16 protein-coding genes and 2 pseudogenes are annotated in these 16,673 nt (G+C 50.6%); all 18 read right to left on the reverse strand.

All coding sequences use genetic code 11. The features are described 5' to 3' along the window. Positions 1–3: 3 nt before the first annotated feature. The gene (locus tag ACESZP_RS10915; RefSeq protein WP_178038673.1) at positions 4–711 is read right to left on the reverse strand and encodes an ABC transporter permease subunit; all 708 of its coding nucleotides are present in this window, start codon (positions 709–711) and stop codon (positions 4–6) included. After that, entirely contained in the window at positions 701–1,714 is a 1,014-nt protein-coding gene (locus tag ACESZP_RS10920; protein ID WP_499709032.1) for a methionine ABC transporter ATP-binding protein, read from the reverse strand. Before ACESZP_RS10920 ends, ACESZP_RS10915 begins: the two co-directional genes overlap by 11 nt. 101 nt (positions 1,715–1,815) lie before the next feature. After that, a pseudogene (locus ACESZP_RS10925) lies at positions 1,816–2,097 on the reverse strand (MetQ/NlpA family ABC transporter substrate-binding protein); the annotation flags it as partial. Between the two features lie 69 nt (positions 2,098–2,166). Next, positions 2,167–2,580, reverse strand: a pseudogene (locus ACESZP_RS10930) (MetQ/NlpA family ABC transporter substrate-binding protein); the annotation flags it as partial. 250 nt (positions 2,581–2,830) lie between these two features. Then, positions 2,831–3,559, reverse strand: coding sequence for a class I SAM-dependent methyltransferase (locus tag ACESZP_RS10935; RefSeq protein ID WP_499709033.1), 729 nt, complete (start codon positions 3,557–3,559; stop codon positions 2,831–2,833). Between the two features lie 2 nt (positions 3,560–3,561). Continuing rightward, positions 3,562–4,320 carry a class I SAM-dependent methyltransferase gene (locus ACESZP_RS10940; protein ID WP_499709034.1) on the reverse strand — a complete coding sequence of 253 codons (759 nt, stop codon included), beginning with the start codon at positions 4,318–4,320 and terminating at the stop codon, positions 3,562–3,564. 138 nt (positions 4,321–4,458) lie between these two features. Further along, a complete protein-coding gene (locus tag ACESZP_RS10945; RefSeq protein ID WP_499709035.1) occupies positions 4,459–5,217 on the reverse strand; it encodes an ABC transporter ATP-binding protein in 759 nt (252 codons plus the stop codon). A 2-nt stretch (positions 5,218–5,219) separates the two neighbouring features. Beyond that, positions 5,220–6,005 carry an ABC transporter ATP-binding protein gene (locus ACESZP_RS10950; protein WP_499709036.1) on the reverse strand — a complete coding sequence of 262 codons (786 nt, stop codon included), beginning with the start codon at positions 6,003–6,005 and terminating at the stop codon, positions 5,220–5,222. A 32-nt stretch (positions 6,006–6,037) separates the two neighbouring features. Then, entirely contained in the window at positions 6,038–7,645 is a 1,608-nt protein-coding gene (locus tag ACESZP_RS10955) for an ABC transporter substrate-binding protein (RefSeq protein ID WP_499709037.1), read from the reverse strand. A gap of 34 nt (positions 7,646–7,679) precedes the next feature. Then, the gene (gene nikC / locus ACESZP_RS10960) at positions 7,680–8,543 is read right to left on the reverse strand and encodes a nickel transporter permease (protein WP_178038665.1); all 864 of its coding nucleotides are present in this window, start codon (positions 8,541–8,543) and stop codon (positions 7,680–7,682) included. After that, positions 8,540–9,484 (reverse strand): nickel ABC transporter permease, encoded by a 945-nt coding sequence (nikB, locus tag ACESZP_RS10965; RefSeq protein ID WP_499709038.1) that lies wholly within the window; start codon positions 9,482–9,484, stop codon positions 8,540–8,542. Before nikB ends, nikC begins: the two co-directional genes overlap by 4 nt. Positions 9,485–9,633: 149 nt before the next feature. Then, positions 9,634–10,533 carry a LysR family transcriptional regulator gene (locus ACESZP_RS10970; protein WP_499709039.1) on the reverse strand — a complete coding sequence of 300 codons (900 nt, stop codon included), beginning with the start codon at positions 10,531–10,533 and terminating at the stop codon, positions 9,634–9,636. 213 nt (positions 10,534–10,746) lie between these two features. Beyond that, positions 10,747–11,532, reverse strand: coding sequence for an ABC transporter ATP-binding protein (locus tag ACESZP_RS10975; RefSeq protein ID WP_499709040.1), 786 nt, complete (start codon positions 11,530–11,532; stop codon positions 10,747–10,749). Then, positions 11,529–12,533 (reverse strand): FecCD family ABC transporter permease, encoded by a 1,005-nt coding sequence (locus ACESZP_RS10980; RefSeq protein WP_499709041.1) that lies wholly within the window; start codon positions 12,531–12,533, stop codon positions 11,529–11,531. Before ACESZP_RS10980 ends, ACESZP_RS10975 begins: the two co-directional genes overlap by 4 nt. Continuing rightward, the gene (locus ACESZP_RS10985) at positions 12,530–13,297 is read right to left on the reverse strand and encodes a class I SAM-dependent methyltransferase (RefSeq protein WP_499709042.1); all 768 of its coding nucleotides are present in this window, start codon (positions 13,295–13,297) and stop codon (positions 12,530–12,532) included. Before ACESZP_RS10985 ends, ACESZP_RS10980 begins: the two co-directional genes overlap by 4 nt. Before the next feature lie 6 nt (positions 13,298–13,303). Then, entirely contained in the window at positions 13,304–14,479 is a 1,176-nt protein-coding gene (locus tag ACESZP_RS10990) for an ABC transporter substrate-binding protein (protein WP_499709043.1), read from the reverse strand. Positions 14,480–14,559: 80 nt separating this feature from the next. Then, complete coding sequence (locus tag ACESZP_RS10995) at positions 14,560–15,762, reverse strand: D-alanyl-D-alanine carboxypeptidase family protein (RefSeq protein ID WP_499709044.1); 1,203 nt, start codon at positions 15,760–15,762, stop codon at positions 14,560–14,562. 201 nt (positions 15,763–15,963) lie between these two features. Next, a complete protein-coding gene (locus ACESZP_RS11000; protein ID WP_499709045.1) occupies positions 15,964–16,530 on the reverse strand; it encodes a hypothetical protein in 567 nt (188 codons plus the stop codon). Positions 16,531–16,673: the final 143 nt, after the last annotated feature.

Genomic DNA, 16,673 nt, shown 5'->3' on the forward strand with positions numbered 1-16,673 from the left:
TTTCTATTTTCCCTTCAACCGCTTATCTGATTTTACAGAAAGATGCGTTCCTACGCTCTGGAAAATCTGCACCAGCACGATCAGAAGTACCACAGCAATCAGCATAACCAGATATTTATAACGGTAATAGCCGTAGTTGATGGCGATTTTACCAAGACCGCCTCCGCCGATGATACCGCTCATGGCTGAGTAGCCGAGAATCGTCGTGATAGCGATGGTGAAATTGGAAATCAGGGACGGCACGCTCTCCGGAATCAGCACCTTTACGATAATCTGAAACGGGGAAGCGCCCATGCTCTGGGCCATCTCGATGATATTCGGATTTACCTCTCTGAGGCTTCCCTCCACTAGCCGGGCCACAAAGGGAAAGGCCGCGATAACCAGCGGCACAATGGACGCCACGGTTCCGACTGCAGTTCCCACAATGAGTCTCGTCAGCGGAAATACCATAATCATCAGAATCAGGAACGGCACAGAACGAAGCAGGTTAATGATTACATTCAGCACATGCATGACGCCCTTCGGCAGGGGACGCACGCCGTCCTTCTCGCCCACCACCAGAAGCACGCCGAGAGGCAGGCCAAGAATCACCGCAAAAGCTGTCGCCAGAACCGTCACATAGACGGTCTCCCAACAGGCCAGCGGAATCTCTGTCTGCAGAATCCGCAGGGTCTCCTCTATGGTTTCCGGGGAAAATAATTTATCGAACATCGCCTGTCACCTCCTCTACCAGTACATCCGGAATGCTGCTTAAGTAGGAAATCGCACGTTTTACTACATCGTCATCATCCGGCAGTCCAAGCAGCATATTGCCATAGGCCTTGTCGCCGATACTCTTGGTGGACGCGCCCAGAATACTGGCTGTAATCTGCTCGTCGATAGCCATTTTCGCAATCAGGGGTTCTCTCGATGCTACCGCGCCGCTGAATACGACACGGATCCGGCGCTCGCCCGGAACCTCCTCCAGAATCTCGTCGGCGCCGTCCGGGAAGACCAGACGCTTGGCCGCTTTGGACTTGGGACTGGAAAACACCTCGCTTACCACGCCCTCTTCCACCACGGAGCCGGAATCCAGAATAGCCACCCGGCTGCAGATCTCTTCTACCACGCTCATCTGATGGGTAATGATGATGACCGTAATGCCAAGACGCTCATTGATGTCCCGAATCAGTTCCAGAATCGCATGGGTCGTCTTCGGATCCAGGGCACTGGTGGCCTCGTCGCAGAGCAGCACCTTCGGATCGGTGGCCAGGGCTCTCGCAATGGCGATACGCTGCTGCTGGCCGCCGGAGAGCTGAGCCGGATAGGCATTGGCCTTATCGGGAAGCCCAACCACATCCAAAAGCTCCAGGGCACGTTTTTTTGCCTTTTCCTTGTCCATCCCGATGAGTTCCAGGGGAAAGCAGATATTTTTCAGGCAGGTCCGCTGCATCAGCAGGTTGAAGCCCTGGAAAATCATAGTCACATCCCGGCGCACCGCGCGCAGCTCCTTATCTGATAATTGCGCGATATCCCGGCCGTCGATGAGCACCTGCCCCTTGGTGGGACGCTCCAGCATATTGATGCAGCGCACCAGGGTACTCTTGCCGGCGCCGCTCATGCCGATGATGCCGTAAATGTCGCCGTTTTCGATGGTCAGGTTTACATCCCGGAGCGCTTCCACAGTGCCGTCCGCGGTCTGAAATTCTTTTGTCAGATTTTTGATTTCAATCATAAAACCCCTCCGTCTGGATTTTTCTTGTAGATCCGAAAAGCCGACAGCCTGCTTGCCGCAGACCGTCGGCTGTCACTTCTTTTATTATAGCATTATTTTGTAATCGCGTCCAGACTTGTCTGCTTGCCGCCGTACAGTCCCATGGGCTCTACATGGATAGCCGCTACAGATACAATGTGGGTTCCGTTCTGCTCGTTGAAGTCATCCAGATACGGCTTGTGCTGGAAGTAGTTTGCGTCTACCTCGCCGCTGTCTACTACATTGTTCGGCTGTACATAGTCTGTGAACTCCATAATATCCAGGGTGATGTCCTTCTCAGCCAGGATATCTTTTGCCAGCTTCAGGATGTCTGCATGGGGCGCCGGGGAAGCCGCTACGGTAATGGTAGTTCCTGCCAGTGCGTCGTAATCTACACTTGCGTCATAACCATCTGTGGGATTGTCCACGGTACTGATCACTGCTCCGTCATACTGCTCTGTGATGTAATCTGCTACCGCCTGGCTCTCCAGGGCTGCCTTCAGAGCTTTGATCTTATCTGTGTTCTCATTGCCCTCCTTAACTGCCAGGATATTGCTGTACGCGGAAGAGGAACCTTCCATGGTCAGCGCGTCCTCTGTGGGGTTCAGACCCGCGTCAATGGCATAGTTGGAATTGATGATAGCGTAATCTACGTCCTTCAGCACGTTCGGTACCTGCGCCGCCTCTACCTCTTTGAAGGTGATATCATAGGGATTCTCCGCGATATCTGCTACGGTAGCGGTGATGCCTGCGCCGTCCTTCAGCTTGATATATCCGTTCTCCTCCAGCAGAAGAAGGGCTCTGGCCTCATTGGTGGTGTCGTTCGGTACTGCGATGGTAACTCCCTTGCTGCTGCCGCCGCATGCAGTCAGAGACGCAGCTGTTACTACGCCGAGTGCCAGTGCCGCAAGTTTCTTTGTCAGCTTTCTCATAATATACTCCTCCTTGTTTTTCATGTTACCCGTATTTCCTATTGGTTAAGTAGGATTATATAGGCTCTGCCTTTATTTGTCAAGCGTTTTTTATATCATAACGGACTTTTTCCGTCTTTGCAAGCAAATATCCCGATTTTCAAATGGGAAAATCGGGATATCATAACTATTTTATGACACGCAGGCCAAATACCGGCATCGGATTATAAAACGGGCTGTTTTCTTCCCGGTAAATACGCTGATAGACATCCGGATCCACCGTCACCTCCGCGCATCCGAGATGCTTTAATATCTCCACATCCCAGGATGGACGGCTCATACCATTTATCATAAGCTGCTTTTTAATCTTATCACATTCCTCCAGCTGACCGCAGCTCATATGATTGTGGGCGTGCTCCTCCGGAAGACTCTTAAGCTCCCCCAGCAGATCCTCTTTCCCGTAATCCGCGTCAAAATTCAGAATCACACCACCGTCTTTCAGTACCCGCAGCCACTCGCCGTATGCCTCCGCCGGGTGGGGCAGGGTCCAGGTCAGGTTCCGGGAAACGATCACGTCGAACGTGCCATCAGGAAAATCCGGATGCTCCGCATCCATCACTTCGAAATCTACCTGCACGTCCCGCTCGTCTGCAATCATTTTCGCCTTCTCTATCATAGCCGGTGTCAGATCAATACCGGTTACCTGATGGCCCAACTTCGCCAGCAGCACGGAGAAAAAGCCGCAGCCGGTTCCCACATCCAGAATCCGTAAAGTTTCTCCCTCCGGCAGCCCCTTCTTCAGTTCCCGAAGCCAAAGCTCAGCCATTTCACTGTTTAACTCCTCCTCACGAAGACGGGCGAAGTCTTCACTTCGCCCGGTCCAGTAGGAAGATATCTCTTTCTTTATCTCTTCCATCTCTATTTTACCGCCTTAATCATAAACATCGGTGTCGATGCGTAATTTACTTTCTCTGTGTCGCTCCAGACTCTCTGCCATACCTGCTCATCTGTACGGACGCTCTGAAAGCCCAGATTCTTCAATACCTTCATATCCCAGGCAGGACGAATCACCGGACTTAAGGGAACATTTCTGGCAATTTCTTCCATTTCATCAATATCCGTACCGATATAATGGTCCTCCATGGCCTGCTCCTCCACATGCTTCCGATCTTCCTCATATTCCCGGCGCTTCTCGGCGTCAAAGAGATGGCCGTACCAGTTGGCGTCGAAATTCAGAAGCTGTCCGCCGGGCTTCAGTACCCGCTTCCATTCCTTGTATGCCTCGTCCGGATTCTCCAGATTCCAGGTCAGATTTCGGGATACCGCCACGTCGAACTGATTGTCCGGCAGTTCCAGCTTCTGGGCGTCCATGCGCATCCAACGGATCCTGTCCGCATAACGGCCTGCATTTTCCTTCGCTTTACAGAGCATCTCCTCCGTGTAATCCACGGCTGTCACCTGGTAGCCCGCCTTCGCCAGAATGATGGCGAAAAAGCCCGGGCCGGTGCCGATATCCAGCACTCTGATATCCTTCGGATCCCGGTGCGGGAACTCCATTTCCAGTGCCTTAAGCCACCGGTTCTTCTGCTCTGTCGCCAGCTCCTCTTGATTTACCTGTGAGTACCCTTCCGCCCGGTTTGTCCAGTACTCTTCAATTCTGCCAAGCATCTGTCCCATGTTGTCTCTCTCCCGTATCTCATGCAGCGTGCTTCTCCGTCTCAGCCGCATGTTCTTATTGGTAAAAATTATAACAAAGCCCCCCGGAGGCCACAAGCCTCCCGGGGGGATAAAAATTTGTTCTAAATCTGATTTAATTTATAATACGGAATCTACCAGCATTTTCGTATATGCGTCCTTTGGATTCTGAATCACTTCATCCGGGATCCCTTCTTCTACGATCCGCCCATCTTTCATAACGATGACACGGTCACAAAACTGCTGCACCAGTGCAAGGTTATGACAGATAAAAACATAGGACAGCTTCTTATTCTCCTGTAAATTCATAAGCAGATCGAGCACTTTCTTCTGAACTGTCACATCCAGCGCGCTGGTAGCTTCATCACAAATAATAATCTGAGGTTCTACCGCCAATGCTCTGGCAATGGCAGCCCTCTGGCACTGACCTCCGCTGACCTGATGGGGATATCTGTCCATGTAAGAAGCCTCCAGGCCACACTGCTCCAACAGGTTCGCTGTTTTTTTTCGGATCTCCTCTTTGGGAACGCCTCTGTTTTTCAGGCTTTCTCCGATTCCATAGCCTAATGTCTTTCTCGGATCAAAGGAACCAACCGGATTCTGGAAGACCATCTGAATTTTATCATAAATACTTTTAAGTGCCCTGCCTTTTCGATGTGTGATATCCTGCCCATCCAGAATAATCTGTCCCTCTGTCACAGCTTCCAATCTTGTAATCAATTTTGCAACTGTACTCTTTCCGCTTCCGGATTCTCCGACAATTCCAAGGATTTCCCCTGCCCGCAAAGAAAAGCTCATGTTTTCTACCGCAGTCACATCCCGTTTTCCATGTTGATGGAATACTTTTTTCAGACCTTTCACCTGTAAAATGTTTTCCATACTCAACTCCTTCTAAGCTTCGGTACTGCAGATAGAAGCTCTTTTGTATATTCATTGCGCGGATGTTCCAACACTGATTTTGCCGGACCATATTCCATCCTGTTTCCATTCTGAAGGACCAGCACGGTATCTGCCATAGCCGACACCACACCAATATCATGCGTCACGATGATGATCGCCGTTCCAAACAATTCCCGGACACGAAGCATCTCCTGAACCACCTGCCTCTGAACCGTCACATCCAGCGCACTGGTAGGCTCGTCCGCAAACAATACCGGCGGATTCATCAGCATGGAAATGGCGATACCTGCGCGCTGATTCATGCCTCCGGACATTTCAAAAGGATAGCTGTCCCAGATCTGCTCCGGTTCCTTAAAATTCAGTTTTGATAAAAGCTCAAGGGCACGTGCCTTTGCATCCGCCTCCGTGATTTTTCCATGTGCTCCCATGCTCTCGCAAATCTGACTTCCAATGGTCCGGATCGGGCAAAGCGAAGCGCCTGCATCCTGAAAGATCATGCCGATTCCGGCGCCACGTATGAGTCGAAGCTCCCGTTCCGGCATATCCACCAGATTTTCTCCCTTAAATGTAATATCTCCTCTGGTCACCAGGCCATTGTCGTCAAGCAGTCCCATGGCAGCCTTGATCAATGTGCTTTTCCCGCTTCCGGATTCTCCTACCAGTCCAAGGATCTCTCCCGGACGAAGAGAGAAGGAAATATCATGAACCACAGGATTTCCGCCAAAAGAGATCTCCACGGAATCATATTTCAATAATGTATCGTCCATTCCATAACTCCTGAATCACTGTCAAAATGATATCATATTTCGTTGATATCAAGATCAGCCGTCAGCTCATAGTAATCGCACGCATGTGCGGTAAGGCCTGTCACATTTGCCTGACTGATCATACTCATCTTTAAGAAAGAGCAGAATACAAACGCATCATCATCCAGAAGCTGCTGCTGCATCTCAATGGCAATCTGGTTTCTCTCTGTCACATCGAAAGTGCTGTTCAGTTTCACTGCCAGCTCTTCCAGATCATCGCTGTGATACTGCCCACGGTTCTTGGTGGACGCATCCAGACAATGTGTAGAGAAGAAGTTAGTCGGATCTCCCAGACCACAGTTTACATTAGCGCCTACATATACATCCCATGCTGCCGGATCTTTACAGATCGTATTGTGGTCTGCAGTTGCGTTGATCTGTACCTCTATTCCGATCTCTTTCAGAGTGCTCTGTGCAGCCTCTGCCAGCAGCGGCAGTTCCTGACGGCTCGGATAGGTAAGCCACCGGATGGTCAGCTTCTGTCCGTCTTTTTCACGGATTCCATCACCATCGCTGTCGGTCCATCCGGCTTCTTCCAAAACCGCTTTCGCTGTTTCCGGATCATAAGTCTTCGCATTCAGTGTGGAACCTCCGAACGCTACCGTATCAGGAAAGGCACCCGTTGCCACATATCCATATCCATTCAGAAGCACCTTAACAAAAGATTCCTTATCAATACCCATGGCAATGGCTTCACGGACTGCGTCATCTGCCACAACCGGAGATGCATAATTCATCTGTACGTAAAAGGAACGGCTGGTCTGCACACTGGTAAACTGGAACTTGTCATTTTCAAAAATCGGATAGCTTGCATATGCCATACCATATGCCGCATTGATCTCGCCGGACTGCAGTGCCAGTGCCAGAGTATCTCCATCTGAAATGGTACGGACTGTGATCTCATCTATGTTCACATTTCCATCCCAGTAATTTTCATTTTTCACAAGCTTCAGATGATCATCTGTCACCAGCTCGGTTGCCACATACGGACCCGTACCAACCACGATTCCGTCATCCGTCACACCCTCATCCACATCAATGATACATCCATAGGGCTCAGACAGATAGTTCATCAGACTCGGACACTCTTCAGCCGTATGGATCGTCAGCACCAGACCGTCTGCCTCTATAGACGCAATCTTCAAATCTCCTGCCGCGCGCTCATGCACAGCGATCAGATCCTCCAGACATTTCTTTACCGCTTCCGCATCACAAGGTTTTCCATTGGAAAAGCACACCCCATCTTTTAAGGTGATTTTCCAGGTAAGATTATCTACCAGCTCATAGCCTTCTGCGATCCACGGTTCCAGTTTCATGGAATCATTGATCTTCATCAGAGTCTCTCCGACTCCATAGCGCATACATGCCCATCCGCAGTATGCACTGTGCGGGTCAATCGTAGATTCCTCGTTTTCTGCATTAAATGTGGTATCGCCAAATACAAATGTCTTTTTACCAGTGGTACCTGCATCGGTTGCAGCCTGTGTACTTGTACTGTCTGCAGATCCATCTGTCTTTTCTGAACCACAGCCTGCCATGACGCCTGCCATCATGGTCAGCGACAGAAGTAATGCAAGAATTTTTCCTGTTCTTTTTTTCATATGTTTATTCCCCGTTTCTTTTACTTTTTTATATCTACCTTGAATGAGAGTTCTTCGGATCCATATAATCACGGATCGTATCTCCCAGAAGGTTAAATATCACCACAGATACAAAGATGGCCAGTCCCGGAGATAATACAATCCAGGGATAGGTCTGCAGCATGCTCCGGCCACTGCTCATCATGCTTCCCCACTCCGCCACCGGAGGCTGGGCTCCCAGACCCAAAAACGACAGTCCTGCAATCTCCATCATCATCGTACCGATATCTAACATAGAGGTAACCAGAATCGGTCCGACAATATTGGGAAGCACATGCCGGAGAATCATCTGAAGCGCCGAATCACCTGCCAGCTGCGCGGCCTGCATGTACGGCAGACTCTTCATGGACAAGGTCTGGCTTCTGGCAATTCTGGAATACTTCGGCCAGCTGATCAGTGCCAGTGCAATGACCGCATTCTGCACACCACCATTTAAAATGGCTGCAACTGCCATAGCAAACACCAGACCCGGAAATGCCAGGCAGATGTCCGAGATCCGCATCATCACGGAATCAACAACTCCGCCATAATAACCACAGAAAATTCCAACTATCGTTCCAAACACTGTAATGATTGCGACCAAAGCAAACGTAGAAGAAATACTGGTCTGCGCTCCAATCAGTACGCGGGACAGCATATCCCGGCCATAGGTATCCGTTCCCATCAGATGAGTCGCGCTGGGCGGCTGCATGGCCTGGGACAGATCCTGTGCGTAAGGATCATAAGGACAGATATCCTTTGCAAAAATCGTAATCAGCAGCAATGTCGCTGCCAGTGCTGCAAACAAAAATAATTTCATCCGGATCCGGTTTCTCTTCACTTTCTGAACCCGGACAGTCACCTGACGCTCCTGACTCATTCCCGATCACCTCCCAGACGGATCCTCGGATCCAGAAAGCGATAGGAAATATCTGTCAGCAGATTGACCGCCACATAAATAATCGCCATCCACATCACATAAGCCTGAATAATCGGGTAGTCACGCATGCTGATAGCATCCACTGCCATCTTTCCGACCCCATCCCACATGAAGATAGATTCTACAATTGCAGTTCCTCCCAGAAGACTTCCCACTGATAACATCAACAAGGTAATGATTGTTACCAGAGAAGCTTTCATAACACTGCCCCACAGGATTCTGGAGAATTTGACGCCTCTTGCTTTTGCTCCGACCACATAATCTTTACTCAGTTCATCCAACACCGTTACCCTTACCTGGCGAAGATATTTCGCGCTCATGGCAATGGCCAGTGTAATTGCCGGCATAGCAACACTTTTCAGACTGACTCCGGTTGCAATTACCGGAAACCAGCCCAGACGGATGGCAAACAGATACATCAATAACAGCGATACGAAAAAATTCGGTAAACTATTGCCAATAAAGCTGAATGTCCGGATCAGATAATCTGAACATCGGTTTTGATGAACCGCCGATAAAATACCTAACGGAACAGAAATCAAAATCGTCAGCAGAATCGATGTGACCGTCAGAAGCAACGTTGCCGGAAGCTTGGATATAAATGTGGAGAACACTGGTTTACCAGACACATAACTGGTTCCCATATCCCCGCGGAGAAGTCCTCCCAGCCAGACCACATACTGCGTCAGAAAGGGCTTGTCCAGTCCAAGCTCCTCCCGGGCTGCATCCACGACTTCCTGCGAAATATCGCTTCCGGTATTTTCCATTTTCTGCTCTACCACATCACTTCCGGCAACTCTCATCATGCCGTAGGAAAGAAATGTGATCGCCAGCAGGATCGGAATTAACTGAAGAAGTCTTTTTAAGACATATTTTTTCATGTATTACAATCCTTTCCACAACAAAAATGCCCGAAAATCTAAACATCGGATTTCGGACATTTTTATTCTCTGATAAAATTGTAAGGCAGGAATGGGTTTTTCACAAGCCCCAGGCGGGGTTGTTACGTATTCCTGTTTTTCCTGTATTTTCATTCTTTTTTGGAATTTTCCAGTTTTCTCTTTACATATGCGATAAATTCTTTCTCCAGTTCGCCCAGCTGTTCCTCATTTCTGCTGACACAGCCAAACACTACCTCATTCTCTTTTCCCTCCAGCAGGATTCCCTCAGTACCACTGTAGGTTCCATCCAGGCTTTCACTGCTCAGATTCCAGAGATCAGAATACTCCAGAAGATGACGGAGCAGCGATCCGCTGTTCGTGGTCACAGACGTCTGCGGTGATTCCAGGGAAATGCCCTCTATGGCTCCCAGGCGCAGCACATCCTCCGGCCGCACCTCTGTCTGGCTTCCCTGAACCAGGCGGAGTTCTCCGTCCGCTGGCGGAAATTGTCCTATCTTTTTTCCTCCGTAAAGCATCAACTGAATTTTTTTTAGAGGTTCAAACTGTAGCTGGTACTTCCGCATCAGGAACTGGGCGGAGGCGCTCTGTTCTTTCAACAGATAAATGAAGCCCAGATCGTCCTGTCCTTTCTGTACCCGCTCGATGACGTCCCGGACATTTCCCTCAAAGTATTCATAATAGTCGCCCTTCTGGTACGCGCGCTCATAAAACTCCGTAAACGCCGCTTCCATCCAGGAGGACGGATTCACCGATACCTTCAGACTGCGTACCGGACTTTTCCCGGCCAGCTGCTCGATCTGCTCCATAGTATCCAGCACGTTGACCGCATAGTTATAAAGCTCCTGTCCCCGGGCTGTCAACCGGATTCCCCTTCCTGTCCGTTCAAAAAGCTCAGTCTGAAGCTCATGCTCCATGGCGTGAATGGTCTTGCTGACCGAGGACTGGGTGGTGTATAAAAGTTCTGCCGCTGCTGTAAAGGAGCCTGCCTCCACGCAGGTTACGAAGCAGCGGAGCTGTCGGATTTCCATGGTTTGATTTCCTTTCCTGTTCTATCTGTTCTGTCCCCTAGTAACACGGTGTTTCCTATAGAGCCAAAAAGAACCGTGCTTTCCAAACACGATTCTCTTTGTGTCTTTTCGAATAGAATGTTTATAATTGGGATAGCTCAAGCTTAACAAATCTTCCGGCTCCCCGCAAGCCCCGGCGGGGGTTCTTTCTGTCTTTTTAACTATCCCGTTTTTCTACGCACACGCATTCCTTTTTGGAATAATTACATCGTTCTGCAGCTGACAGATCTGTCCGTACAGACCTTCCAGGCAAGGCTGCGTCAGCGTATCGCTCACCGCTCCCCGGGCCATGACTTCTCCCTCCTTCAGGATCAGCACCTGGTCGCAGAACCATTTCACATGATTGGGATCGTGGGTACAGGCCAGAATCAGCTTTCCCTTTGCTGCCAATGTCCGCAGGATCTCAAAAACCTTCATCTGATTTTTGAAATCCAGGGCCGAGGTGGGCTCATCCAGAATCAGCACCGGTGTATCCTGGGCCAGAGCCCGGGCCATGAGAACCAGCTGTCTCTGCCCTCCGGACAACTGGGTATAAGGTCTGTCAGACAGCTCGGTGATCCCGATTTCTTCCATGGCTCTCCAGGCCATTTCCCGGTCTTCCCCTTTCGGCCCCCGGATTCCACCCAGATAGGGCGTCCGTCCCATCAGAACTACTTCCTCCACCGTAAACGGAAAAGACAGTCTGTGTTCCTGGGGAACGCAGGCAATCAGACGGCTTCGTTCCTGACAGCTCATGCTGTTCACCGCCCGGTTCTGTACCAGAATGCTGCCCCTTTCCGGTTTCAGAATACCGGAACAGCACTTTAACAGTGTACTCTTTCCGGAACCGTTTGGCCCGAAGATTCCGTAGACTCCGGCTCCCCGGAAGTCCGCCTGAATCCCCTTTAATATTTTCTTTTTCTCATAGGAAAATTCCACATCCTGTATGTAAAATTCCACTCTTTTTTCTTCTGTTTTCATTCAAAATACACCTTCCTGTTCTGCCTGAGCAGATAAATCAGATAGGGCGCTCCCAGAATGGAGGTCACGATACTCACCGGAAGCTCCCCCATCATCAGAGTGCGGGCCAGCGTATCGCAAAGTACCAGAAAGCTTCCTCCCAGCAAAGCGGAAAAAGGAATCATATACCGGTGATCCGGTCCAATCAGCATCCGGGCTCCATGGGGAATCATCAGACCCACCCAGGAAATAATTCCGGCTTCTGCCACACAGGACGCCGTCAGAAACGTGGCGGAAGCAATCAGAAGCAGCTTCAGCCTGCCCGCATGAATTCCCAGAGTCCGGCACTCCTGCTCCCCCATGGCCAGCACATTCAGCTTCCAGCCATAGCCGCACGTAAGGATCAGGCCCAAAACCGCAATCGCGGTCAGGCGCAGGGCCCCCTTCCACTCTGAGGTATAAAAACCGCCCATGGTCCAGAAGGTAATCTCCCGCAGTTTGCTGTCAGAAGCCGCCACCTTCAGAAAGTTCAGAAGCGCTGTAAACACAGAGGATATGATCATGCCGGACAGAATCAGCCGTACTACCGGTATCTCCTCTTTTTCAAATGCAAAGCCGTAGGCCAGTGCCATGGCAAGCATGGCAAACAGGAAAGCCGCTGCCCCTTTGGAAATAAAAGTCCAGGAAAATACAATGCAGGCCGCGGCTCCAAAGGCAGCCCCGGAGGACACGCCCAGCACATAGGGTTCCACCAGAGGATTGCGGAAGATTCCCTGAAACACGGCTCCCGACACACTGAGCAGAACCCCCGTCATCGCCGCCGTCAGTACTCTGGGAAGCCGGATCTTCCAGACAATGGTATCCACATTGGAATCCGGATAAACTGTTCCCCTCAGATGAGCCCCTATCACCTGTCCTATCTCCCGTATCCGGACCGGATAGTTTCCGAAGTGAACCGCCAGAATCATCATGAGTAAAAACACCATCATGCCGGCCAGCAGGCAGATTCTTTTTCGTCTCATGCTTCTTCCTCCCGTTCCGGGACATTCCAGGACAGCTTCGCGTAATGGGTTAAATCCCGGTAATACCAGAGATTGCCCTGTTTCTTCAGGCGTCTTTCCAGATACCGTTCCAGTATGGGAAGCTCTGCGTCTGTTATCTTATACCGCTTCTGCATATCTTCCACTGCCGCCCGGAAAGAATCATATTCTCTGTCAAAGGACGTATCCGTAAGCATCGTGATATCCGCATAAATCCCCATATCGTACAGGATCTGATAAAGGGTATCTATCTTTCTTCCTACTTTTTCCCCACTGTCTTTTCCAGGCTCACAGGACAGCAGCCTCTGATCCCGTTCCCAGGAGGTCTCTCCCGCGAACCAGTACAGTTCTACCCTTCCTCTGGAATGCCGGTTCATTTTCCGGACTGCCGCCCCGAAATCTTCCATATACAGGGAATAGGACGCCACGATTCTGTCATAATCCTCCAGTTCCTCTTCCGGAACCTCCTCCCAGGTATAAGGCAGAATCTTAACGCCCTGCAGGTTATCCTCCTCCAGATGCTGCCGGAGCAGCCTGCGCATTTCTCCGGAAGGTTCCACTGCCGTCACCCGGCACCCAAGCCGGGCCAACGGGAGCGCAAGCACTCCCGGGCCGCTTCCGATATCCAATACCTTCGTCCCGGTAGCAAGGTTCATGGACTCTGCACGGGCTATCCCGTCCTTTCGGATTTTTTCTGACCGGTCATAAGCCTCTGACGCTTCCCGGCTGTCATATTGATTTCCCATGTTTCTTTAAAAGCCCCGGCTGTCCATCCAGTCCAGCTGCTGGATCTCTTTGAGCCGCTGCGCTTCTTCCTCCGTCACCTGATACAGTTCTCTGTGATACTCATTCAGCCATTTTCCTACTTCTATATCCTGAAATTGGTCCGGATAAGCTGACTTGGCCGCTATCAGAAGAATCGTAGGGAACTCCAGACGGAAGTCACCCCACCAGGTCAGGAGGCCGATGGAAGTCACACGCCCGTTCTTCACAGCACTGACGCCCCGCAGATTCTCATAGGCCGGATCTGTATTCAAGATGTCGGGATTGGGACGCACGGAATTGGTACAAAGAATCATTACCTCCGGATCCAGGGTCAGGATCTGTTCTGCGGACATGGTAGACCGGGACGGCTCCTCATAGACGTTTCGGATATTCGCGTACTCGCCGGCAAACTTGGCATCTCCGAAATTATCTCCCCAGACCACGCCCACGCCGTCGTCATTCCGCAGTCCGATGTACATGACGGAAGGCCTGTCCTCTTCCAGAATCTCTGCGGTCCGTTCCTGCACCATCGCCACCTGTTCCTGCATATAAGCCGTGATCTCCTGAGCCCGCTCCTCTTTTCCAAATACCTGTCCAAGCACCCTGATTCCCTCATATTGCTGTTCCAGGGAAGGCTCCTCATAGCAGCCCGGTCCATTGATCACTACCAGCGGCAACCCCAGATCCTCTTCAATCTTGGAAATAGCGTCAGCCGTGATCTCGCTGTCCTTAATATACTCGCTGTTCCGCAAAATCACCAGATCCGGATTGGCTCCCGCCAGGGTCTCAAAATCCACAGCGTCCGTAGGATATCCGATGATGGGCAGTTCCATAATCTCCGGGAACAGATAGAGGCTGTCCCGTTCCTCCGGATCGCCTGCTTCGGTGATCAGGCCTCCGGTGGCGCAGATTCTGTCTGTAACGCCCAAAGCTCTCATAGTCTGCACAAGGAAGCCCTTATCCAGAATCGCTACCCGTTCCGGGTCCTGTGGAATCTCTACTTCCTTTCCTCTCATATCGGTGATGGTTTTCGTATCCCCGCTCTCCACGGTCTCTTCGACCACTTCCGTGACTGTCTCCGGTGTTTCCTGTTTCTGTGCTCCGCAGCCTGCTATAGCGGAAATGAATACGCACAGGCTCAGGAACAATGCTGTTTTTCTCATGGTGTTCCTCCCTCTCTTTTTCAATACCTCCATTATAAAAGACAGACCTTTCCGCACCAAGCCCCGGAGGGGGTTCTCAGTCATCCCTCTTTTTCCTGCGGTTCCATTCCTTTTTGGAAAAGATACCTCTCCGTCACTTTTTCCAGACACCAGCAGATATCCGCCGCCTCCACCTCTTCCGCTGCCTCTACAGGATAGACCTTCATGACCTGGCCGTTCAAATAATAACGGACGCTGCCCACCACAGTGCCTGGCACAAGAGGAGCGGACAGCTCCGACGGCAGAACTGTCTTCACCTGCAATGTGTCCGCGTCAGACAAAAGCAGTGCGGCACCCGGGTCACATTTCGACAGGCGCACCGCTGTATACACGTCTTTCGTCAGATCCCCATTTTCCGGAGCCGCGTTTTTTACCGGAATTTCCGGAAAAACCGGTTCCTGCCAGACTTTCCGGTACGTATAATTCTCCAGGCCATAACTCATAAGCTTCCGGGTATCGCTCCATTTGTAGCTGCGGTTGTTGGGCCAGCCGCAGGCCAGAAGCGCCACGATAAAGGTCCGTTTCTCCTGCCGCAGAGCCCCCACATAGCAGTACCCCGCATTCCCCGTAAAGCCGGTCTTGCCGGTCAGAGCGCCTTCCATCATATGCAGAAACGCATTTTTATTGCCGACTGTGAAGGTTCTTACGCCCTCCACATCGCTGAAGCTATACGCCCCCGTCCGGGTAATCTTCAAAAACTCCTCCCGTTTCGGAGACTGCATAATACAGTACCGCAGAATCCTGGCCAAATCGAAAGCTGTCGTAGAATGCACGCCCCCGCTATCCTCCGCATCCAGCCCGTTCGGCGTAATAAAATACGTATCGTAACACCCAATATCCCGCGCCTTCGCATTCATCAGCACTGCAAAAGCCGGAACCGTACCCGCCACATGCTCCGCAATCGCCACCGCACTGTCATTATGCGACTCCAGCATCATAGAATACAGAAGATCTCCAAGGCGATAGTGTTCGCCGGCTCGCAGATGAAGCTGCACGTCCGGCATAGAAGCCGCGTAATCCGAAACGGTGACTATGTCATCCGGATTCGCATTCTCCAGCGCCACAATCAATGTCATAATCTTCGTCGTGCTGGCCATAGGCCGCTGATGCTCCGCATCCTTCGCATACAGGACGCGGCCCGTATCCGCGTCAATCAAAACCGCCGATTGCGCATAAAGACTAAAGTCGTCAGACACGCCGCCAGGCGCAGCGTACGTCCTCATCGACGTTCCGACTATATTCATCGTAATAAAAATCAGGAGCAGATATGTACGGACTTTTTTCATAACAAAAGGACATCCCACGGTACATTTTCGTATTATACTATTCAAGCCCGCAAGACATTATTCAGGTAATCGAAAGGGGGCAGCACAAATTTTCCTAAGGAGAGGCTAAGTCGCCTCGAACGTGGAAAATTTGCGCTGCCCCCTTTCGGAGCCCGTATTTTAAACTTCCAAAGCCTTATAACTACTGGACAGGAACATAATATACAGAATGCTGGCCACCAACGACAACAGCGTAGTCACAAACCCGCCGACAGCCGCCACAGCCGTCCCCAGCAAAGGAATCACCGCCAGAATCGTCAGAACGATATCCGCCACATAGCATCCCAGGTTAATCTTCCATACAGACCGTCCCTTATCTGCCACAACCCGCTGGTTCAGCTGATCCATCACCTCTGCCACCGACAGGCAGACCGCCCGGACAACCATAAGCGCCAGAATATCATTTACAACAGAGAAAACCGTAGCAAAAACTCCCGTGCCAGCCAGATTACCGATTACACCTACGACCATCTGCACAATGGTAAGTGTAAAGGCTGTTTTGCAGCCTTCGATGTCTTTTCCTGCGCTGTTCAGTCCGATCAGGGACATAATTGTAAATGCAAATACTCCGATCAGTCCGATTATTCCGATGAATGGAATCATCATAAGTACCACGCAGATAATAGAACCCACCTGAGCAGTGAACATTTTTTTGAGGCCGGATGCTGCATTTTCGTAACCATACATGGATAACTCCCCCTTTTTGTCATTTGATTTGAGTATATCACTTTTTTCGATTCTTTTCTACAAGGTGTTCGGGTAAATTTACTGTAGGAAATTAATAGACAGAGCATCCTTGAGATATGTTTCAGAATCAAAGTTTTCTCCAT

Origin of the sequence: Candidatus Dorea massiliensis AP6 (genome assembly GCF_964245105.1) — a bacterium.
GTDB lineage: Bacteria > Bacillota > Clostridia > Lachnospirales > Lachnospiraceae > Laedolimicola > Laedolimicola intestinihominis.